The organism is Chitinimonas koreensis (genome assembly GCF_014353015.1).
Lineage (GTDB): Bacteria > Pseudomonadota > Gammaproteobacteria > Burkholderiales > Chitinimonadaceae > Chitinimonas > Chitinimonas koreensis.
The window spans coordinates 3,976,059-3,997,869 of the sequence record NZ_CP060704.1; the positions used below are offsets into that span (position 1 = coordinate 3,976,059).

The 21,811-nt window shown below is 61.3% G+C and carries 21 protein-coding genes; 16 read left to right on the top strand and 5 right to left on the bottom strand.

Translation table 11 applies throughout. The features are described from left to right. Positions 1 to 13: 13 nt before the first annotated feature. From H9L41_RS16615 to H9L41_RS16660, 10 genes are all read left to right on the top strand, one after another. Complete coding sequence (locus H9L41_RS16615) at positions 14 to 439, top strand: hypothetical protein (protein ID WP_157461824.1); 426 nt, start codon at positions 14 to 16, stop codon at positions 437 to 439. Between the two features lie 16 nt (positions 440 to 455). Next, positions 456 to 752 (top strand): hypothetical protein, encoded by a 297-nt coding sequence (locus H9L41_RS16620; RefSeq protein WP_157461826.1) that lies wholly within the window; start codon positions 456 to 458, stop codon positions 750 to 752. Positions 753 to 1,060: 308 nt separating this feature from the next. Continuing rightward, complete coding sequence (gene ssb / locus H9L41_RS16625) at positions 1,061 to 1,465, top strand: single-stranded DNA-binding protein (protein WP_028444750.1); 405 nt, start codon at positions 1,061 to 1,063, stop codon at positions 1,463 to 1,465. A 53-nt stretch (positions 1,466 to 1,518) separates the two neighbouring features. After that, positions 1,519 to 3,519 (top strand): type I DNA topoisomerase, encoded by a 2,001-nt coding sequence (topA, locus tag H9L41_RS16630; protein WP_051318690.1) that lies wholly within the window; start codon positions 1,519 to 1,521, stop codon positions 3,517 to 3,519. An 11-nt stretch (positions 3,520 to 3,530) separates the two neighbouring features. Then, entirely contained in the window at positions 3,531 to 4,265 is a 735-nt protein-coding gene (locus H9L41_RS16635; protein WP_051318691.1) for an EAL domain-containing protein, read from the top strand. Further along, positions 4,262 to 4,861, top strand: a complete 600-nt coding sequence (locus H9L41_RS16640) for a hypothetical protein (RefSeq protein WP_028444751.1) — start codon at positions 4,262 to 4,264, stop codon at positions 4,859 to 4,861. Before H9L41_RS16635 ends, H9L41_RS16640 begins: the two co-directional genes overlap by 4 nt. Positions 4,862 to 4,888: 27 nt before the next feature. Beyond that, the gene (locus H9L41_RS16645) at positions 4,889 to 5,359 is read left to right on the top strand and encodes a hypothetical protein (protein ID WP_028444752.1); all 471 of its coding nucleotides are present in this window, start codon (positions 4,889 to 4,891) and stop codon (positions 5,357 to 5,359) included. Next, positions 5,356 to 7,320: a DEAD/DEAH box helicase gene (locus H9L41_RS16650; RefSeq protein ID WP_028444753.1), complete on the top strand. Its 1,965-nt coding sequence runs from the start codon at positions 5,356 to 5,358 to the stop codon at positions 7,318 to 7,320. Before H9L41_RS16645 ends, H9L41_RS16650 begins: the two co-directional genes overlap by 4 nt. A 261-nt stretch (positions 7,321 to 7,581) precedes the next feature. After that, positions 7,582 to 7,839: a hypothetical protein gene (locus H9L41_RS16655; RefSeq protein ID WP_157461827.1), complete on the top strand. Its 258-nt coding sequence runs from the start codon at positions 7,582 to 7,584 to the stop codon at positions 7,837 to 7,839. Between the two features lies 1 nt (position 7,840). Further along, positions 7,841 to 8,455 (top strand): hypothetical protein, encoded by a 615-nt coding sequence (locus H9L41_RS16660; protein ID WP_028444754.1) that lies wholly within the window; start codon positions 7,841 to 7,843, stop codon positions 8,453 to 8,455. Positions 8,456 to 8,521: 66 nt separating this feature from the next. Here the strand turns inward: H9L41_RS16660 and H9L41_RS16665 are convergent, their stop codons facing one another. From H9L41_RS16665 to H9L41_RS16675, 3 genes are all read right to left on the bottom strand, one after another. After that, the gene (locus H9L41_RS16665; protein WP_157461828.1) at positions 8,522 to 8,791 is read right to left on the bottom strand and encodes a hypothetical protein; all 270 of its coding nucleotides are present in this window, start codon (positions 8,789 to 8,791) and stop codon (positions 8,522 to 8,524) included. A gap of 356 nt (positions 8,792 to 9,147) precedes the next feature. Then, positions 9,148 to 9,471, bottom strand: coding sequence for a hypothetical protein (locus H9L41_RS16670; protein ID WP_187523492.1), 324 nt, complete (start codon positions 9,469 to 9,471; stop codon positions 9,148 to 9,150). Between the two features lie 100 nt (positions 9,472 to 9,571). Then, positions 9,572 to 12,646 carry an error-prone DNA polymerase gene (locus H9L41_RS16675; protein ID WP_034605910.1) on the bottom strand — a complete coding sequence of 1,025 codons (3,075 nt, stop codon included), beginning with the start codon at positions 12,644 to 12,646 and terminating at the stop codon, positions 9,572 to 9,574. A 382-nt stretch (positions 12,647 to 13,028) separates the two neighbouring features. Between H9L41_RS16675 and H9L41_RS16680 the strand changes: the two genes are divergently transcribed. From H9L41_RS16680 to H9L41_RS16695, 4 genes are all read left to right on the top strand, one after another. Continuing rightward, complete coding sequence (locus H9L41_RS16680) at positions 13,029 to 13,283, top strand: hypothetical protein (RefSeq protein WP_157461830.1); 255 nt, start codon at positions 13,029 to 13,031, stop codon at positions 13,281 to 13,283. A gap of 286 nt (positions 13,284 to 13,569) precedes the next feature. After that, positions 13,570 to 14,895, top strand: a complete 1,326-nt coding sequence (locus H9L41_RS16685; RefSeq protein WP_187523493.1) for a UvrD-helicase domain-containing protein — start codon at positions 13,570 to 13,572, stop codon at positions 14,893 to 14,895. Continuing rightward, positions 14,892 to 15,170 carry a hypothetical protein gene (locus H9L41_RS16690; RefSeq protein WP_187523494.1) on the top strand — a complete coding sequence of 93 codons (279 nt, stop codon included), beginning with the start codon at positions 14,892 to 14,894 and terminating at the stop codon, positions 15,168 to 15,170. Before H9L41_RS16685 ends, H9L41_RS16690 begins: the two co-directional genes overlap by 4 nt. 78 nt (positions 15,171 to 15,248) lie before the next feature. Then, positions 15,249 to 15,560, top strand: a complete 312-nt coding sequence (locus H9L41_RS16695; RefSeq protein WP_157461831.1) for a hypothetical protein — start codon at positions 15,249 to 15,251, stop codon at positions 15,558 to 15,560. A 51-nt stretch (positions 15,561 to 15,611) separates the two neighbouring features. Here H9L41_RS16695 and H9L41_RS16700 read toward each other — a convergent pair whose 3' ends face one another. Then, positions 15,612 to 16,061, bottom strand: coding sequence for a hypothetical protein (locus tag H9L41_RS16700; protein WP_157461832.1), 450 nt, complete (start codon positions 16,059 to 16,061; stop codon positions 15,612 to 15,614). A gap of 32 nt (positions 16,062 to 16,093) precedes the next feature. Beyond that, the gene (locus H9L41_RS16705) at positions 16,094 to 16,297 is read right to left on the bottom strand and encodes a hypothetical protein (protein WP_034605912.1); all 204 of its coding nucleotides are present in this window, start codon (positions 16,295 to 16,297) and stop codon (positions 16,094 to 16,096) included. A 1,120-nt stretch (positions 16,298 to 17,417) separates the two neighbouring features. Between H9L41_RS16705 and H9L41_RS16710 the strand changes: the two genes are divergently transcribed. Both H9L41_RS16710 and H9L41_RS16715 read left to right on the top strand, forming a co-directional pair. After that, entirely contained in the window at positions 17,418 to 19,445 is a 2,028-nt protein-coding gene (locus H9L41_RS16710; protein WP_169730134.1) for a DUF6531 domain-containing protein, read from the top strand. Then, entirely contained in the window at positions 19,445 to 21,811 is a 2,367-nt protein-coding gene (locus tag H9L41_RS16715) for an RHS repeat domain-containing protein (RefSeq protein ID WP_051318693.1), read from the top strand. The genes H9L41_RS16710 and H9L41_RS16715 overlap by 1 nt, the downstream gene beginning before the upstream one ends.

Here is a 21,811-nt window from a genome sequence, read left to right on the forward strand (position 1 = left end):
GTGTTGTCCTCACATGAGGACACTCGAATATCGGCAGGAGGGAATCGTGGGCTACAGGCGGGGTCGACGTGATTCGTTTGGTTCTGTGGTTGCCGACGCCGCATACATCGCGAATCGGCGCGGTCCAGAGGGCGCGTTATGGTTTGGGCTCGTGTGCTTCTGGATCTTCTACGTGTTGCTTCCTTGGTGGTTCAACGGACTGGCCAACGAAGCTGCCGCCAATACCGGTAGCCTATTTGGTGCGGTTACTCGCCAATTGGTCGACGCTGTATTCTTTCACCGCTTGGTGCATCCGTCCGAACTTACCGGCATTGCAATCCTTCTGGTTTGCTCCATGATCGCGGCGTGGAAGTTTTTCATGGGTACGCAGTTGGCGTCGCCTCATGAACGCGGCCTGAGCAGCTTGTCGAGATGGCTGGCGCGCTGGCTCGACAATTAATCGAATCGAGGTAAATGTGTCCCAACATGTCATTGCCTTCCCGGTGTCGGGAATGAAATGCCCACCCGGCGATATGGCCTTTCACCAGGTGCATGGCTTTGTTACCGTCACCGAAGTGCGTGGTGCACATCGATTGGTGAAATGGGATGAGCCGATCGACGAGGCGCCGGATGACGAGGAAAGCTGGCTGAAATCGAGTGCGGGCACGACCCATGTCAGCCGTGAGGTCGAAGTACCCCTGAATCAACTCGAAATGATCGAGGGGCGTGCTGGTGCAGCTGACGGATGCAATGTGGTCGCGCTGAAACGGTAATCGATCGCCGCCGTTCGTCAGGTGCGATTGCGCGAGCAACGATGTCTACTGGTAGAATTTGTCCCGTGTCCACACATGTGGACAACTTGGATTCCAGCCAAGTCGACGCTCGAAGCTGCCACGGAGAGCGACGCAGCCGGCGGTGCTCATCCCGTCGGTGAAAATCAAGACCCGGACTCGTCCGGGTTTTGTTTTTTTCAGCGCCCACGATTAGAATCAAGTCATCTCAAGCGCCAGCAATTCATAATCGGCGCGCCCTCTGCCCCACTTGCTTGTTTGCCCGATCCCAACCCATTCTGGAGATCGGCATGTCCAATATCTTTTTCGGCACCGGCAATATCGGCAAGGCCCCCGAGCTGCGTTATGTCCCGGTAAACGGCGAAAGCCGTGCCGTCCTCAATTTCTCCGTCTACTGCGACGACTACAAGCGGACCGCCGGTGGCGAACTCGAGCAGACCGACAAGGGCTTCTGGGTTCGTGTCGGGTTCTGGGGACCACGCGCCGAGCGCGCGGCCAAGCTCCTGGAGAAAGGGAGCCGTGTCCGCGTCGAAGGCAACCTGGTGCAAGACAGGTGGCAGGATGAGAACGGCGCCGAACAACGTGGCCTGACGCTGGAAGCCGACGACGTCTTCATTTCGATGTCCCGCATCGAGTCCATCACCTGGAAGCCCAGGGCCGATCGGCCCGACAACACCGATACGTCCAACGGCTGAACTGCTGTCCCCGGGCAGGCTGCACGCTGCCCATCCACACCAGGAGGACAGCGGTGAAGCTGCTGATCGTCGAGTCGCCTCACAAGGCGAAGAGTATCGGAGCCATGCTGGGCGGCGAATGGAAAGTCGTCGCCAGCATAGGCCATTTCTGCGACCTGCCGGATCGCGAGCTCGGCTTCGCACCGCCCGAGTACCGCCCCACCTATGTGCTCGATCCCGAAAAGAAGGGGCGCATGGCCGAGATCGCGAAACTGGCAAAGCAGGCGACGGTGGTGTACTTGGCCACCGACCCGGATCGTGAAGGCGAAGCAATCGCATGGCATCTGCAGCGCCAGCTCGGCCTCAAGCAGGCGCCGCGGGTCAAATATCAGGAGGTGAGCAAAGCGGCCGTCCAGGCTGCCATCGCGGCACCTGGCCGGGTCAACGTCCGCCTGGTAGCCGCCCAGGAGGCCCGACGCATGCTCGATCGCCTGGCGGGCTACCTGGTGTCCGGTCGCATCTCCGAGCTCGCCGGCCGCAAGGGGCTGTCGGCCGGCCGGGTGCAATCACCCACCCTTCGCTTGATTGTCGAGCGTGAGCGGGAGATCCGCGCCTTCCAGACGCGCGCCTACTGGTCCATCAGCCTCGATTCGCACAAGGGTGACCAGAAGTACACCGCGAAGCTGGTCCAATTCCAGGGACGCATACTGGAGCAGTTCGACATTCCGGACGAAGCGCGGCAGAACGAGATCCTGGCGGAACTCGCGAATGCTTCAGCCACGGTCGCAAAGGTGGAATGCAAGCCGACGCTGCGGTATCCGGCAGCCCCTTTCACGACCTCATCCTTGCAACAGGACGGGGTCCGCAAGGCCGGGCTGACCACCGACCAGGTCATGAAGATTGCCCAGCACCTGTATGAAGGCGTGGACATCGACGGCCAACAGGTTGGCTTGATCACCTATATGCGCACCGATGCCTGCGCGCTATCCGTCGAAGCGCTGACGGAGATTCGGGCCTACATCGGCGACCACTACGCTCCAGCCTATCTGCCAGCGCAACCGCAGGTCTACAAGAGCAAGACTGCCAACGCGCAGGAAGCACACGAGGCCTGCAGGCCGACTTCGATTCTCCGCACTCCGGAGGCGGTGGCGCCGTACCTGTCGTCGGACGAACTCGCGCTCTACACCTTGATCTGGAAGCGCACGCTGGCATGCCAGATGGCGCCGGCGCGCTTCGATACGACGACCATCGACATTTCTGCCGGCGCCGGCGTGTTCCGAACGACGGGCTCCGTACCTACTTTCCCGGGCTTCCTGACCGTGTACGACGATCAGGACGACGAGGAGACGACGAAGGTATCGAAGCTCCCGTTGCTGGCATCAGGTGAAGCCGTACCGGTCGACAAGCTGTATGGCACTCGCCACCAGACCAAACCGCCCCCGCAGTACGACGAGAGCAGCCTGGTGAAGGCGCTCGAGGAACACGGCATCGGGCGGCCGGGCACCTACGCCAGCATCATCAAAGTCATCCTGGCGCGCGAGTACGTTTCACTCGGCAAGAAGAAGAAATTCGCGCCGACCAAGCTCGGCGAACAAGTTTTCGATCTGCTCGACGGCCGGTTTGCCTTCTCCCAACTGGCGTTCACCCAGCAGATGGAACTGGACTTGGACCGGATCGCCGAAGGGCAGATTCCCCTGCAGGACGTGGTGCGACGCTTCCATGAAGCGCTGGAGCAGGAGCTCACCCAGTTGCCGAGCGGTTCTGCACGCGTCATCGCGTCGGATCATCCGTGTCCGACCTGCGGTAAAGCGCTGAACAAGATACGCGGCAAGGGCGACGAATGGTTCTGGGGATGCTCGGCCTATCCGGCCTGCAAGGCAACGTTGCCGGACGCCGGCGGCGTACCAGGCGAACGACAGCCCCGCAGCGACAGGACTGGCCCCGCACGGCACGCCGGGGACGCATGCCCGACATGCCGTACCGGCAAGCTGGTGAAACGCGACGGCCGCCAGGACGGCAAGGCCTTCCTCGGCTGCGACGGGTTCCCAGCCTGTCGCTTCATGCACTGGCTATGAGGTGAGGCGCCATGGTCCCCCTGCTCTATCCCGTCTACCAGCCGATTGTCGATCTCCGCACCGGCGAGCCGCTGCACTACGAGGCACTGGCCCGGGTCGCACTGGACACCTCCGGCGTGGCGCACGGCCCGCTGATCGAGCTGGCCGAACGCTTCCGCTTCATCCCCGCGCTCGATCTCTCGATTGCGTCCCAGGTCCTGGAAACGGCGCGCATACACGCCGCCCATGTCGCGATCAATCTGTCGCCCGTCACGATCGAGACAGCGACCCAGCAGCTGCTCGAGCAGCTCGACGTCGAAGCGACCCTCGCCTGCAGGTTGACGATCGAAATCACTGAGCAGCAACCGATACAAGATTTGGGGCTGCTGCTCGATTTCCTCGAGATCGTGCGTGGTCGCCACATCTCGGTGGCGCTCGACGACTTCGGGCGCGGCTGCTTCACCGAGCCGCTCGTGCGCCGGATCCAGCCCGACTTCCTGAAAATCGATGGCTCGCTGCTCGAGCGGTCAGTACGTGGCCACGGCAGCGAAGAGCTTCGGCGCGCGGTCGACTTGGTCGCCGGATTCGGTGGGCGCTTGATCGCCGAGTTCGTCGATTCCCCACGGAAAGCAATCCACCTCGGCACCATGGGCATCCACTATGCCCAGGGCAGCTTGTTCGGCATGCCGTCCGCGGCACTACCCGATGACCAGCCGCCACCCGTCATGCGGGTATGTGTCACCGCCCTGCAAGAGGACGCCTCGTGAGCCTCATCTCGACGGGTGGCCGCATTCCCCAGGACATCTTCGGCATCGCAGTACTGTGCGCGCGGATCCAGCTCTACCAACGCCTCGGCTACGAGATGGACGCTGCCGGCCTGCTCGAGCTCGCAGAGCAGGCAGTCTGGTTACTTGCTCTGCGCGACAAGGCAGGCAAGCGGTGCGATCCACCGACATTGCTGGAGCTGTATGGCCCGAGCTTGCCGCTGCTCTATCGCCATGTTCGGGAACGTACGAATGCTGACCAAAGCCAAGTGGAGCTGCATCCAACCACAGAGGCCGAACTGAAGGCTCAGCTCGCGGCCTTCGGGCAAGAGGCCTACGACGCCAGTGGCCAGTACTACGAGCTCTATTCCCAGCGATACAGTGAATTGGCCACGAACTGGCTTCCGACGCTGGACAGCACGTGTCGCACTTTCGTGGAGCAGCTACTGAAAGGCGACGCCGACTACTGCGCCGATGCCGGCGTTCGGTGGAGATACGACGCGGACGACGGAAGCGTCGCAATCGGCGATCACGGCGCGGACTTCGACGACGAATTCGAGGAAGGCGGGTTTCAAACACGACCGGGCGCACAGCAGTAGTGCCAGGCAATCATTTTGGAGGCATAGATGGACAATCAATTCTTGCGCGTGCGGCTCGACAATGTCGACGTGGGGCAGATTGCGGAGTCGCGGTACTTAACCATCCGGACCGAGGTATACCGCAACGCGGCCACTTACTACGTTCAGTTCCTCAACATACTCAAAGCAATGAACTGGGTGCTCATCCAATTCATAGTGACCGCACCGTTGTTGTGGTTCTGGGCCTGCTTCGGGCTCTCGCAGGTCGTTCCCCCTACCGAGTGGCGCGGCGTAGTGTTGGACCTGCTGGCGCCCGGCTGGCTGCAGGCAATGGTGCTCGGCGCATTGACGATCGTACTGGTCGAATGCGCCTTCCGCGGACGTGTTCCGTGCTACGTGAATCAATTTGACGTCGAGATCATCCGGCGAGTCCTGGCTCACCTCGACTGCCCACATGACGTACAGAAGGTCGAACGGTGGTCCGTCGCACCTGAAATCGAACGCCCGTCCAGGCCATGACCCAGGTGCCGCCACTCCTGCGTCACGCTGTGTACGACGGGTGGGATTTCGGCTTCCGCCTCTCCTATCTCGAAGGTTCAAGCTACGCGCCCGTGATGCGCCGGCCCGATATACGCGGTTGGTATATCTCTGCGCAGGGGCATCCCTGTCGAGGTTACTGGCGAGTTCCCCACCAGGTCGTTGACGAGCGCCTCGACGTACTATTTAGCGCGCTGGAGGCGATCGCCGGCGAACGCTGTCAGCTTGACCTCGCCACGGCACGGCAAATGATCGGCGCCGCCCGCAGCCAGCCAGACCCGAGACTGTTCAGCAAGGACCTACAGATCCGGCTCTACCCGATGGGCGTCGAAGCGGTCGCCATAGCAGGGTCCTACCATCCTGGCGTGGTGGCCTTGGCCAAGAGCATGGGCGGTCGCTTCCTGCCACTCATTCCGGCTTGGCATCTTCCTCGCGCCACCCCTGCCGCGGTACGTCACAACCTCTGCCAAGCGCTACGCCTCGAGGAGCACCAGGTCGAGATCTTCGCCGGCGAGTACAGCGTGGTCGACGGCGCATTCGTCGGCATCCGCGGCAACGACATCAGACTGCAGGTCGCCGGCCCGCCTCCAGAAGGCGGCACTGGCGCGCCGCGGGCCGGCGATGACGGCGAGAACCAGATCTACCTAGCGATCACCTCGGCACAGACTGCGACGACCGTAGACGTCGATACGCTCAAGCAGCGGCTCGGGCGGTATGACCTGCTCGAGTATCAGCGCGAAGGCGTGTTGCACCTGGTGCGGCAGAACAGCTCCCTGCTGGCCGACGACATGGGTCTCGGCAAGAGCCGCCAGGCCGCCGTCGCGGCCGACATGGTCGCCGCCGAGGGGGAACAGATCCTGGTCGCCTGCCCGGCCAGCCTGATCCTCAACTGGGAGCGGGAAATACACACGATCGCGCCGGCCGCGACTATCGCGCGCCAGTGCTACCACCGCAATGCACGCTGGATCGTTACCAACTACGAACGACTGGACCAGCTGGTCAAGCATGCAGGCAACTGCACGGTGATGATCACGGATGAGGCCCACGAGTTGAAGGAGCCGCACACCCAGCGGACACGCGTAGCGTTCGACGTGGCCGCGCAGATCCCGCACCGCTACCTGCTGTCCGGGACGCCGATCCTCAATCGCGAATGCGAGATCCATACGCTGCTGCGCCTGTCGGGGCACACCATCGGAAATATGCCGCTCGGGGAATTCGAAAAGCAGTTCGCCGGCGACGCCGCGTTCCGGGTCGCGCTGAACCAGCGTCTAAGCGAATGGATGCTCCGGCGCAGCAAGGACATGGTGTTGAAGCACCTCAAAGGCAAGCGCCGCCAGGTGCAGGTGATGCAGGGCGACGACGCGTTCCGCGACGGCTACAACGCCGCGCTGCGGGATCCTGCCACCTCTGGCCTCGAGAAGATCAGCCGGCTACGCAGCGTGCTGGAGGAGGCGAAGATCGACACCATCGTCGAGCTGGTCGGCGCGCTGCAGGGCGACGACAAGGTGATCATCTTCACCGAATTCCGAAAGACGATCGCCTTGCTCAAGTCGCGCCTGGACGCTCTCGGATGGAAATCGGTGACGCTGACGGGTAGCGACCTCACCACCAAGCGCCAAAAGGCGGTCGATACCTTCCAACAAGATCCCGAAACCCGGGTATTCATTGGGACAACCCGCGCAGCCGGCGTAGGCATCACGCTAACCGCCGCCAACTACGTCATGTTCGCCTCCCTGCCCTGGACGCCGGCATTACTGGAACAAGCGGAAGACCGTGCCTATCGCCTGGGACAGCAGCGCCTGGTCATCGTGAAAATCCCGCTTGTGGAGGACAGCATCGACGGCATGCTGTGGGAATTGCTCAAGCATAAAAAGCAGGTGGCCACGGAAATCATTTCTCCGGCCGATGTCGCCAAAGAATTGGCTGCAATGGACCTCTTCTAATTCCGATGGGAACGATGACAACGGTGCAAACTCACGCTTGCATTTCCATCCTGAGCAAGAGTACGCTCAAGATTGCCTCCCCCGCTGCGTCTTCTTATGGAGCGGAGGCGTTCTCCTCGCGCAGTCTGGACGCGTCCGGCAATTGCTCAAGCGCATGGTGGTTTCGACCATGCAGCGTCTCCACTCCAGGCCATCAGGGGAGCGGATTTCATCGCGATAGCGGTCGCGTCCGCCCTTCATGAACTCGCATTGGAGAATGCAATGAAGCCCCTCACGCTTGATCGTTTAAAAAGCCTGGTCAGAACAGGCTCGGTCCAATCGGCCAGAGCGGTTCCTGTGCCGATGGATGAGGGCTGGTTGCTACAGGTTGAGCATACCGACCATCTGTATGGCCAGATATTATGCAAAGGTGACGGTGAGGAAAGAGCATTCTTGTCGGCTGACAGCTTGCTCAAAACCGCCCAATCGGCCGGATTCACGATGCCCGTCGCGTTTCATTTGCAACCGCATAAGAAATGAGATGGCCATGATCGTCATATTTTATTCAATCGATATTTGGACCATCATGCTATGGTCCATAATCATTGGCGTGATTATTGGTCTTTTGATGCGAACCAACGCCCAAAATAGGATGGCAGAATCCTACGTACGGGCGAACGAATTTCTCGATGCACCTGTATATGTAGACTACAACTACTTTCTCCAGGAGAGCGCCACAGCCCAGAAGGAGGCGGATTCGGCCATTCTCACTAGCGTAGTGATGACAGTGCTATTTGCGCTGATTCTGCACTGGTTCGCCGGCGTCGTGGTTCGGCACCCCGCGAATAGCCGCCCGCTTATAGATTCGATGCAGCCGTCAGTCAGCTATGCTGCCAACTATTGGTTGGCGACACATAAGACCTGCCCTGCAACATTCTATCGCCGCGATGGGCAGGCGCAGTTGGCGACAACGGTTGCCAGTGGAATGGCCATCGCAAGCCAAAAGTCTGGCATGGCTCGAATTTATAGTGAATACGATCGCGTACTCGGACTTCAGAAACCATATTACGACATCGACGTGTCGTTCGCCATCGCACAAGAGCAGCTGAATACTGCATTGAAGAAGTGCGGATTAAATCAATCACAAGCCGGTTAAATTCGCGCACTAGGACGCAGCATGTGCACTGATCCAAGCAGCCTCGAACCAGAAGACTGCCGCACATCAGCGCTGAACCAATTGGCCAAGTCGCATGCCGCGCTTTCTTTGCAGCCAATTAAACGCATATGCATCGCCTTGGACGACCTCAATGCAATCGAATACCTCTATAGTCTTATGCCGATCCACTTCCATCTCCACAGAACAATGCTGCGGTCGGCCCTCGTCATCAAGTATTTCATAAGCCGCCTCCATATTACCGGGCGGCATGCCCGCTATCACGCGAACGGTGTAAACCAACCTTTTTCCATCCGCAGTTTCGATATGAAGCTTCATGACACCTCCAGAATTGACGTTAAGCATACAGTCTTGAGAATTGCTCGGACATACTCAACCCAACATCCCCCATGAAGTCCTTTCATTGACCTGGTGAACCGGCCAGCGAAGAACTGGGCGCATAGACACTTGGGACGAGGCTATATAGTTTCCAGACCCACCCCATTTCCGCGCCAACGGCAGCTCATTTGCAGCAATCAATGTACAAGTGGCGAAAATATCCCCTGCATAATCCATGGATTTATATACAGCCTCCGCCAACGTTATAAAGTGCCCAAATGCCTCTCCGTGGAAATCATAAAGTGCACCTCCCTCACCCCCCCTTGCATCTTTTGGGAAATCCCAAAGGCTGGTTATTAGATGTCCGTCACAATGCAGTTCAGATACCCAGCCGGCTTCGTCATTGGGCTTTGATGAGGCAAACCCATCAAATACCTCCACAACCTCATATCTGGTCGCAAACCCACGCCAATAGGTTTCGCGGGGATTTCCGCCCCCCTGTCAAACGCAGTCTTCGCAATAGTGAGCGAAGCATTAGGGAAAGTCTTCTCAATTGGTGCGCCCTGCCAAATTAAGACAGGTCTACCCAGTAATTTGTAGTCTTCAAGTAAGCTTGCTCTCTTCCTTGCAAACTCGCGCTCAACTGCTTCTATGAATTGATACTGTTCGGCGATCTGCATCACTCCTCCTACCATCTGGATAGTCTGTCTGGGCGTCAAGTCTATCAAGGTCGAAGTTGTCCTCCACCCCTCCACGATCAGCGGCGGCACTGCTGCTATGTCATCGAAAATCCCTACTCTCGGTGATCAGACTTCCGAGACGGTCCGTCTTGTCGACAAGGCGCTTGGCCAGCAAGTGCACGACGTCTCCGTCACGCTGAATGACCCCGTAGACGGCCAGCAGCCGCGCCCCCAGCAGTTCCTTCCGCTGCCGCTCCGCGAGATCCTGCCACACCACCACATTGACGTTTCCGGTTTCGTCCTCGAGGGTCACGAAGGTCACGCCGCTCGCCGTACCCGGGCGTTGCCGCGTCACGACGATACCGCACGCTCGAGCAGGCTGGTTCGGCTGGCCGTTCCGGATCTCTTCGGCGGTCAGCAGTCGCTCCTTTCGCAGGGAGTCCCTGAGCAGGGCGACGGGGTGCGCTCTCAAGCTCAGGCCGGTGCTCCCATAGTCCGCGGCAATGTCGTGACCCAGGCTCGGCGCTTGCAGCGCCGCCGGCACGGCCAGGTCGTCATGCCCCTGCACCAAGTCCGCTCGCCCATCGATGCCTTCGGTCGCCCATAGCGCCTGGCGGCGATGCCCGCTCATGCCCGCCAGCGCATCGGCGCGCGCCAGCTGCTGCATCGCACGCAGATCCAGGCTCGCCCGTCGCTGCAACTGGCTGAGGTCGACGTATCCCTGGGGTGGGCGTTGCGACACCACTCGATCGGCGCAGGCCTGCGCAAATCCGCTGACCATGCAGAAACCCAGCCGAATGGCCGGCGGCCCCTGCGTCGTGGGTTCCAAGGTACATGCCCAATGGCTGCGCTGAACGTCGACGGCGCGCACCTCGACGCCGTGCCGCTGGGCGTCCTGGACCAGCTGCGAGGCGGAATAGAAGCCCATCGGCTGGCTGTTCAACAGCGCACAGGTAAAGGCGGCTGGATGGTGGTGCTTGAGCCAAGCGGAGGCATAGACCAGGATCGCGAAGGAGGAAGAATGCGATTCTGGAAAGCCGTATTCGGAGAAGCCCTCGATCTGCTGCAGGATCCGCTTCGCGAACGCCTCGGGATAGCCGTTGGCCAGCAAGCCACTCTCGAGTCGTTCCCGATAGCGCTCGAGCTTGCCACTCCGTCGCCAGCTCGCCATGGAGCGGCGTAGCTCGTCGGCCTCACCTGGTGTAAAGCCAGCGCCGACCACCGCCAGCGCCATGACCTGCTCCTGGAAGATCGGTACGCCCAAGGTCCGCTCGAGCACCGCTTTCGCCTCGGCGCTGGGGTAATCGACGGGCTCTTCGCCGCGCCGCCGGCGCAGATAGGGATGGACCATGTCGCCCACGATCGGCCCCGGCCTCACCAACGCGATCTCGATCACCAAGTCGTAGAAGCTGCGCGGCCGCAGGCGGGGCAGCATCGACATCTGGGCACGCGATTCAATCTGGAACACCCCGATCGTATCGGCCCTGCAGATCATGTCGTACACGGCCGGATCCTCGGGCGGAATATCCGCAAAGGCCAGGGGCTGGCCTCGGCAGGCCGACACGAGATCCAAGGCACGCCGGATGGCTGTCAGCATGCCCAGCGCCAGGACGTCGACCTTGAGCAGGCCCATCGCGTCCAGATCGTCCTTGTCCCATTGGATGACCGTGCGCTCCGCCATGGAGGCGTTTTCGATCGGCACGAGGCGGCCGAGCGGGCCGCGGGAGATGACGAACCCCCCGACATGCTGGGATAGGTGACGAGGGAAGCGCCGTAGCTGCTTCACCAGCTGGACCAGTTGCCGGACCTGCAGACTGTCACTGAACCCTGCCTCCTGCAGACGCTTGGGCAACTCGTCCTGGCTGTCCCACCAGGCCAGCGTGTCGACGAGCCGGTCGAGCTGCTGCTCATCGAAGCCCAGCGCACGACCTACGTCGCGCAGCGCGCTCTTCGTCCGGTAGGAAATGACGGTCGCGGCCAGCGCGGCCCGATCGCGGCCGTACTTGCGGTAGAGGTACTGAATCACCTCCTCCCGACGCTCGTGCTCGAAGTCGACGTCAATGTCCGGCGGTTCGTTCCGTTCCTCCGAGATGAAGCGCTCGAAGAGCAAGTGGCCCCGCTCCGGATCGACTTCGGTGATGCCGAGCGCGTAGCACACGGCTGAGTTGGCGGCCGAGCCGCGGCCCTGGCACAGGATGCCTTGGCTGCGCGCGAAGGCCACGATGTCATGCACGGTCAGGAAGAAGGGCTCGTACTGCAGCTTGCCGATCAATGCCAGCTCTCGGGCGACACGTTCGCGAACGGCGTAGGGCACGCCTCTCGGATAGCGCCGCACCAAGCCGGCATCGGTCAGGGCCGCCAGGTGGGTCGCTGGCGTTTGCCCAGGCGGCACGAGCTCGTCGGCGTACTCGTAGCGCAAGCTGTCGAGCGAAAAGCCGGCGCATCGTTCGGCGATGCGCACGGTCTCGGCCAACAGGGCGGACGGATAGAGCGATGCCAAGGCGGCCCGGGCGCGAAGGTGCCGCTCACCGTTCGGAAACAGCGCCATGCCGCATTCGGCCACTGGCCGGCCGCATCGGACCGCCGTCAGAACGTCCTGCAGGGCTCGCCTCGAGCGGACGTGCATATGAACGTCGCCGGCGGCAACGCATGGCACAGCAAGCTGCCGGCCGAGGGCCAGCAGCGTCTGGAGCATGGATCTGTCGTCGAACTCCCGAAACAGCTCGATCGCCAACCAGGTGCGATCCTGGAACAGGTCGGCCAGCCAGGCAACTTGCTCCGCGTCGATCGCCTGACCAGGCACCCAGAGCGCAAGGAGCCTCGACGAGCGTGCGGCAACGTCAGCGCGCTCCAGCCGATAGGCGCCCTTCTCGGCGCGGCGGCGCCCCAATGTGATCAGCTCGGACAGATCGCCGTAGGCTTCGCGATCGGGGGCCAGCAAGACCAACCGCAGGCCGTCGACGAGCCGGAATTCGCTGCCGACGATCAACGTCAGCCCGTGCTCTTTGGCGGCCACGTGGGCACGTACGATGCCTGCCAGCGAGCACTCGTCGGTGATGGCCAACGCGCTGTAGCCGAGCGTCTTGGCGCGCGCCACGAGTTCCTCGGCATGCGAGGCACCTCGCTGGAAACTGAAATTGGAGAGGCAGTGAAGCTCGGCGTACTCGGGAAGCATGGCGAAACAAAGGTGAACGATCGTTCACCATGATGCGCGCCATCATCTCGATTCACAAGACCGCGGTCGGCCATGTGTCTTCATCGCCGCGCCAATGACCGCTGCCGTAGCGTGATACGCTCATGTACGTTTAAAGGCCCGAGAGAAGAAAATGAGCGAAAGTCATGTGAAATATGAATTTCTTGGAGAGGATTTAATCTTTTCAATAGAAGGCGATCCGACAAAGAGAACGATTAGCTTCAAAGATGTAGCTCAGCGGCAGCTTCTAACACCTGATGTTCTAGAAGTTATATGGGCGGTCGAGCGCTCGTGGCGTGGAAAACCCACTCGAGGCCGGACTTAATCGATACTGAGCACAAATCCGTTGAAATTGGAGAAAATCATGACTACGCGCAATGAGCCAGTAGAAGGACAGATGATCCTGAAGAACTATTATTATGAATCTGGCAGCTCGCATCTTGAAAAGTCGCACAGGATTTCACTTGTACCTTATGGTGCCGAGGAGGTGCGATTGACCGAGCAAACTGACTCGTCCAATGCTTATAGGCCACACGAGGATAAGGAATCCGTCGAGAGCTGGATAATTAGCGTGGAGGCACTAACGGACCTGATCAAATCCCATGGCAAAAAGTTATAGCAGTGCATATCTGACAAGGACAATCCAGCGCGGACGGTGGCCACCGCCGAACGAATGCTTGCCATACCGATGACTGCTGGCTAAATTTGCGTTGTTGTCTGGCGAAAGCCCGCCCGCTCCCCGTCAAGGAGCGCCTGCCGCGTAAGCGGTGCAAAAACGTCCGTCATCACCTGAAACGGACAGCTCTTCGAGCTGGTGAACGGTTCACCATCCTATCCATCCTTGTGGGGATTCACTCCCCTCAAGGGTTGTGGTCCCCGTTTTTTTCGTATGAACGGAGACCACCATGACACATACCCTCACCCAAGAGCAGCGCGAAGTGATCGCAGCCGAGGTCAATATCCTCGCTGTCGACGCCTTTGCAGGGACTGGCAAGACTTCCACCCTGGAGGCCTTTGCCACAGCCCGGCCGCGTGCCCGCATCCTGTATCTCGCCTTCAATCGCTCGATCGCTTCCGCAGCGAAAGAGCGCTTTCCCAAGAACGTGGACTGCCGGACCACCCATAGCCTGGCGTATGGCAATGTGGGCAAGCAGTTCAGCGAGAAGTTGGGCAATGCAACCGCCCATGAGATCGGCGCCCGGATGAACTGCACGGTCAAGCGCGCGAAGTCCGCACTCGAAGCCGTATCCGCCTGGCTTTGCTCGGTCGACGACGAGATCAACGCGTCGCACGTCGTCAGCGATGACGACGATCCCGCGTACGCCGCCGTCATCGTCGACCTGGCCAAGCAAGTCTGGCAGGACATGTCCAACCCGCGATCGCCTGTGAAGATGCCGCACGACGGTTACCTGAAGCTGTGGGTCATGTCTCGGCCGAAGCTCAGCTACGACTACATCCTGCTGGATGAAGCCCAGGACACCAATCCGGTCACGTTGGAATTGGTGCTCGCACAACGTAAGCACGCCAAGCTGGTCCTGGTCGGTGATCGACACCAAGGCATCTACAGCTTCCGTAAGGCTGTCAACGCCATGGAGACCGCGCCGGCGGACAAGCGCGTCGCCATCACCCGGTCCTTCCGCTTCGGCGAAGGCATCGCGGCGGTGGCAACACGCCTGCTGCAGCACTACAAGGATGAACAGCACGCCGTCACCGGCCGTTCCGACATCCAGGTCAAGTGGACGGTCGACCGTCGTCAGCCCTACACCTTGCTGTCCCGGACCAACGCCAGCCTGTTCGGCGAACTGGCCCGGCTGGTGCAGGGTAGTCGCACGGTCGGCGGGATCCACTATGTGGGCGGCTTCGAGGGCTACTTCTTCGGGAAGGTGCTCGACGCCTATCACCTGTGGGCGGACGCGCGCGACGCTATCCGCGACCAGGCTGTGGCGAAGTTCCCCGATTTCGGGACCTTCCGGCAGTACGGCGAGGAAGCGAACGACGTCGAGGTGAAAGCCTTGGTCAAGGTGGTCGAGCAGTACACGACACGGATTCCGGTCATCTACAACGCCCTCCGGGCCGCGGAGGTGCCGGACGCCCGAGCAGCAGTCGTGGTGGCCACTGCGCACAAGTCGAAGGGGCTCGAGTGGGACCAGGTCGTCCTCACCGACGACTTCGTCATGGTGCCCCCGATGAAAAGTCGCGCGACAACCCTGAGAAATTCAGGGAAGAGGTGAACCTGCTGTACGTCGCCATCACGCGGGCGATCCGTGCGGTCGAGTTGCCGGCGAGCAGTCGCGACTGGTTGCTACCCGAAGGGATCGAGCAGGACAACGAACCCGAGGTGATGCCGGAACCCGCTGCTGAGCAGGAACCGCTCAACTACTACCAGGCGATGGAGCGGCTGCAGGCTCTCGTTGATGCCAACGAAGCAGGGATGCTTCCGCAGCCCCTCGTCGTGACGGAGGCCCGCCGGGCAATCAGCTTCTTCCACGAGGTCACCGGGCGTTAAACCTTTCTTTCATTTCAACCCAAGCGAAAGCCCATCAACCCCGCGGTTGATGGGCTTTTCCATTTCGGAGTAACCACCATGGAATACAAGGTTGAAGAAGTCATCAGCGAGAACACCTGGATCCCCTCGATCCATACCTCCCTAGTTGAAGCATGTGAGTACGCCGCTACACAAGGCAATCCGTGCCGAATCTATCGTCGCGCCAGCAATGGCGTATGGCATGCAGTTGAACCTGACGAAATGCCGGGGACGACCAGCGCTGATGCGTATCGGATTCGCTTGATGCATCGTGCGATGGCCCGGTCGGACGAAGAACTGTTCGGCCGCCGTCATCTATACGAAGCTTGCGCGCTGAAACTCGCCCAGCGAATTATTGCGGCAGGGCTCTGACCTGATGCAGCAACGAAAAAGGGAGACGTCAGCCTCCCTTTTTCTTTGACGCTACTTCAAGTTTTCCGCGAATTCCTGTTCGAGCTGAGCCAGCAGGGTCTTTTGCTCAGTGAGCTCAATCAAGCGACGTATCGCCACTTGATAGTCTGTGCGCTTCAGGTTCAGCAATTTCCTCGCGACTCGGTCGATCCATGCCTGTGTTGAAGCAATTTCGTCAAAATCGACCGAATCGCCAGCATAGATTTGCCCCACCAAAGCAAACACGCCCTCTGTAGCAAAGGGGGAATCAGACGACCACCCGAGCACATGGACCAATTCAGCTAGAGTGTGCAATGCGACAACCACCCCTTCATCGATGCGTCCCATCTCCACCAATTGAGACAAACCGTGCCGAGGGGAAAAGACCCACTGATTCACTTCATGCAGTGCCAGTTTGGCATCACTGCGGCGGTGGGGTGATCGCTTCTTCATAGCATCATTATCCAGCATCCTGCGCGCCATGCAAAAGCCCCACCGAGGTGGGGCTTTTGGTACTACCTATTCAGTTTCAGATGAGCCGAAATCTCGGCATTCGCTTCGGTCGCGCACGCAATCCACGCATGCCCGTTGAGATACCCGGTATCGAATGCGGTAGCGCCCGCCTCAATGCATTGCTCCGCATATTGTTGGACCGCTGTGAGAATGAACGCCTGCATGAGTGCGCCACTGTTCGAAAAGTCCATCAGATCGACAACCATGTCGGTATTGGTTCGCCGAGAACCCCGCAAACCGCGAATGAGATCGTCCTCGACCTCGTACCCCAAAACCTCTAACGCACATCCGGACAACCGCGCGGCCGCCCCAGTTCCAGCAGGGATGAGTCTACTCCGCTCGGCAAGCCCTTCCCCATAAGCGACACCAAAACCGGCGCTCGATCCCTTCGCTCGGCTCGACGCGAGTACCTCGAGCCGCCGCGCGTCCTGCAGCGCGAATAGAGCACCATATGAATGAAGCAGCAGGCACAGAAGCGAAGTCTGGCCCTACTCCGTCCACCTGGAAAAAACCCAAGAGGAAATACCCATACCGGTCGCGAACGATGCGCGGACCGAGGGCCTACGCACACCGATCGGTGTGACGGCCCACTCGTACGGGTAGCTAATTAAACACCTATCACCTAGAAGGAATGTGCCCCATGGAATTCATGACTCTTTTCGACCAAATCGCGCAATACCGCGAACAGTTGGCAGCGCTGTCGTGCATGTTGCATATCGCCTCCCAATTGAAGCGTCTAATGCAACCCACGCCCCAGCCGCGGCGCAAGCAGCGGCACATCCGGTTCGCTCAACGCCTTCATCGGCCATGATTCCAACCGAAGATTTCCACAGGAACTGTGGATAATCGTCGTCATGCGCTGCGATTATGCTTTCCGATCAAGGGTCGGACCGGCCAGGTGGATTCACTTCATGCCGTGCTAGCTTGGCGTCATGGCGACGGCGGGATGATAGCTTTCTCATGGCAATCGCTATTATCCAACAACCTGCGACCTCCGGCCCCTGAAAAAAATAGGCTCAAATTTCAGGAGCGCCCGATATGCCTACCTTGCATACAGTTCGCCGAAGCCGGAAAAACGCACCGAGCTCTCACAAGCGACCCGGCGCTTCGCACTTGCAAGCACCGAACTGCATTTCACGGCTCCGCAGGGTCGCGATGACATCCCTCATTTAGAGGAAGCCTCATCGCCACCCGACCTGTATGATGCCATCCGCATTTTTCGGCCGCGCTGAACAATGTCGAGTCCAAACCCGCAGCCCAGCATCACGTCCTCAGCTTCCCCCATGAGCGCATGCCCGGCTCAACATCATCCTGTAAGAGATCAAGTTGCACAGAAATCCCCTCCCCCAGCTTGGGCGCTTTGCGTTCGCCATTCTGAAGACCGCCTTGTTCCTGGCAGGTACCCCATCGCTCGCAACCGGCAACTTCGAATTTGTCGGCTGGACGAACCCGGCGGGCATGCTGGAATTCATACAGACAGGTTGGTGGCGCGTCTATCCCAGCATGGCGGCCGCCAACCAGGCTTACCTCGAAGCATCGGCGGCGAAGCTCGCCGCCTCCGGCTCCGGTTGCACTATCGACCATGCCGAACTGGACAAGATACCCGGCGGCTGGGCCGGCAAGTACGTAGTCAAGGAAAGCCCGACCTGCTATCCGGCCGTACCGGTGCCGGTCGTCATTTCCCGGCTGATGATCGAATGCGTGACCTGCAACGCGCCGGTTGCACCACTGGGTGGGCTGAAGCTAGCGGAACAGCGCGATTACGACTCCCCGTTGCTGTCCTTCTCGCGTTCGTACAATAGCGACGACAAGCAAGGCTCGCCGGGCCTCGGGCCGGGCTGGACCAGTAATCTCCACGGCAAGCTACTGCAAGGCGAGCAAGGCCAATCGGTGACGCTCGTCACGGGGGACAAGCAACTCTTGTTCAACTTGGCCGGCGACAATCTGTACCTCGGGCCGGATGGCGACCCGCTGCGCAAGCTGGCGGACCGCTGGGTCCACGAGCCCGCGGGCGGACGCAAGGAGACTTACGATCTGCAAGGCCGGCTGATCGAGACCGTGGAGGTGGGCGGCTATACCCAGGCCTACGCCTACGACGGCGACCGGCTGGCCTCGGTCCAGGATTCGTTCCGCAACGTCTGGAAGCTCGCCTATGCCAACGGCCGCCTGAGCAGTTTCACGCCGCCGGAAGGCTACGCCACGACCTATGGCTACAGCGCCGGCCAGCAGCTCACCACCGTCACCTCGCCCGACGGCAACGTGCGCCGCTACCTCTACAAGGCGCCGGATTCGCACCTGATCGTCGGCCAGGCCGACAAGCAGAACGTCCAGACCGTAGCCTACAGCTACGACGGCGAAAACCGTCTCTTCAAGACCGCCTTCCCGAACCGGCCGGAGGCCGAGGCGGAGACCTACCAGAGCGGCGCGACCAAGACCGTTCGGCCGGTCTCGGCCGACGGCGCCAGCCTGGTGCCCGGGCCGGAGAAGGTGATCCAGAAGGCGGCAGTCACCACGCGACTGGGCTTCGTCCAGACCTACGTCAAATCGGTCGACGCGCTGGTCTGGGTGAACAACCGGGTGTCGGTCGAATGCGCGGACGGCTGCCCTGGCCAAGTCCTGTTCAAGCACTTCGACAAGGACGGCAATCTCGACCAGTTGCAGACCTACGACCGGAAGGGCAAGACCGAGTACCGCGACTTCAACGCACGCGGCCTGCCCGCGGTCATCGTCGAGGCCGGCGGCACCGCCCAGGAAGTGAAGACCGAGCAGGCCTGGCATTCGGTCCTGCCGGTCCCGGTCAAGGTGACCCGGCCCGGCCAGGTCGAGGACTCGACCTACAACGACCAGGGTCAGCTGCTCGAACGCATCGAGACCGACCCGGCGACCGGCGCGCAGCGGCGCCACGCCTTCCAGTACGGCGCTTGGGGACGCCTCGCCAGCGAAACCCTGCCCGGCGGCCAGACCCTCCAGTACGAGTACGACAGCCGCGGCAACCGGCTCTCGGCGCTGGACAAATCGACCGGCCTGGCGACCCGCTATGCCGGCCACGACTTGGTCGGCCGGGTCGGCACCGTCACCCGGCCGGACGGCAGCGTCACGGCCTACACCTACGACCGCATGGGCCGGGTGGCGAGCGTGAAGGACGCCGACCAGCTCACCCAGTTCGCCTACGACCTGGACGGGCAGCTCGCCAAGGTGGTCGAGCCAAGCGGCCGGACGCTGCTCTACGCCTACGACGCCGCCCGCCGGCTCCAGCGCGTCACCGAGCAGGGCAGCGGCTACGTCGAGTACACCCGCGACGGCCTCGGCCGCGTGATCCAGGCCTCCACCTTCGACACGGCAGGAGCGCGCTGATGAGCTTCCCGATCCGATTCCATCTCACGCATCGCGCCGTGGTCTGCCGCGCCGCGCTCGCCCCCCTGCTGCTCGCGGCGGCCATACCGGCCGGCGCGGCGGAGACCGAGCGCGTCCAGTACGAATACGACGCTTTCGGCCAAGTCACCGCCCGTATCGACGGCACCGGCCAGCGCACCGCCTATACCTACGACGCCAACGGCAAGCTGAGCGGCGAGACCGACCCGCTGCAGCGCACCACGTCCTACGCCTACGACGCGCTCGGCCGGCTCAACAAGGTGACCGACGCGGCCAAAGGCAGCACGCGCTACGCCTACGATGGCCGCGACAACCTCACCAAGGTGACCGACCCGCGCAGCCTGGCAACCGAATACCAGTACGACGGCCTCGACCGCCAGATCAAGCTGACCAGCCCCGATACCGGCGTGACGAGCTGGGTGCCGCGACCCGACGGCCAGTCGCAGAGCAGGACCGACAACCTCAAGCAGACCACGCAGTACCAGTACGACGCGGCCGGCCGGTTGATCAAGGTCACCTATGCGGACGGCCAGACCGAGATCTACGCCTACGGCGCCTCGGCCTCGGGCACGTCCGCCGGCAAGCCGACGCTGGTGATCGACGGCACCGGCCAGGTCGCTTACGGCTACGACGCTGCCGGCCGCCGCAGCATCGACAACCGCACGCTGCGGGGCCGCAACTACGTCGTCCGCTACGCCTGGGACGCCAAGGGCAACCACAAGCTGACCTACCCGAGCGGCCGGGCGGTGAACTACCTGCTCGACGCCAACGGCCACCTGTCCCGGATCGAGACCCAGATCGGTACGGCCGCGGCGGTGCCGCTGGCGACCGCCTTCGTCCAGCGCCCCTTCGGCCCGGTGGCCGGCTGGACCTTCGGCAACGGTGAAGTGCGCAGCAGCAGCTACGACTTGGCCGGACGCATGAGCAAGCTGACGCTGGGCGACAGCACGGTGACGCTGAGCTACGACCAGGCCGGCCGGCTCACCGGCCAGCAGATTGCCGGCGGCTGGTGGGACCGCCTGCTGCAGCGGCTGGGCCTGCCGGCCGGCCAGCGCAGCAGCTACGGCTACGACGCGCTCGACCGGCTGACCAGTTGGCAGGGCGAAGGCCAGAACCGGGCCTACGGCTACGACGCCGGCGGCAACCGCACCAGCCTGACCGCGGACGGCCAGGCCTACACGCTGACGGTGGACAAGGCCAGCAACCGGCTCACAGGCAGCGTCGGCCCGCAGGCGACGGCCTACCAGTACGACGCCAACGGCAGCCGGGTAACCGACAGCAGGCAGAGCTACCGTTACGACGCGCGCGGCCGGCTGGTCAGCGCCGGCGGCGCCGAGTACGCCGTCGATGCGCGGGGCCGGCGGCTCGCCAAGACCTGGCAGGGCGTGACCACGCTCTACCACTACGACCAGTGGGGCCGCCTGCTGGCGGAGACCGATACGCAGGGCACGACGCGGCGCGAGTACGTCTACCTGGGCCGCCAGCCGATCGCGGTGATCGATTTCGGGACCGAGATCCGCTACGTCCACACCGACCACCTCGGCACACCGCGGCTGGTGACCGATGCGGCCAAGCAACCGATCTGGGCCTGGCAGGGTGAACCCTTTGGCGCGATGGTGCCAAACGAAGACCCGTCGGGAACGAACGCGCCGTATGCATTCAACCTGCGCTTCCCGGGGCAGTACTACGACCGGGAAACAGGGCTGCACTACAATTACTTCCGCGATTACGACCCTCAGACTGGGCGGTATATCCAGAGCGATCCGATCGGGCTTGCGGGCGGGATAAATACCTATGCATATGTGAATGGGAATCCGCTTAGCCATGCCGACTCGCAAGGTCTGTTCGTAGATACTACAGGTGCATATACCGGGATTTCGGTGTCGGCGGGGGCGGCTACAGGCACATCTGCCGCTGTCGCTGGAGCAGGGATCGGCGCAGCTGCATTAGGCGGCGTCGGTATTGGCCTTGGATTTAATTGGGCGTGGGAAAAGATTGCTGGCCAGCCACTGGGAGGAAGCATTTATGATCTTTTCCATCCCGAGCCAAGCAGCCAATTGCCCGGTGGCAATGCCACTACTCAAGCTCCATATACACATCTACAAGAGGAAGAAGCAAGAAACGTCAAACCGGATGTTTTTGCTTGTGCCGCAGGTGGAAACGGCAAGAAAAACCATTGCGGCGAAATTGCCAATGCCATTGCAGTTCTTAAATCCCAGATTTCCTGGCGGAAAACGGACTTGAATCCAGAATCACCATCTTACATGAGCCATAAAGCATGGATCGACAAGACGTTAAACCCTAAGCTCGCGGAGCTAGAACGGTTCTACCGTGATGCTTGCCAGTAA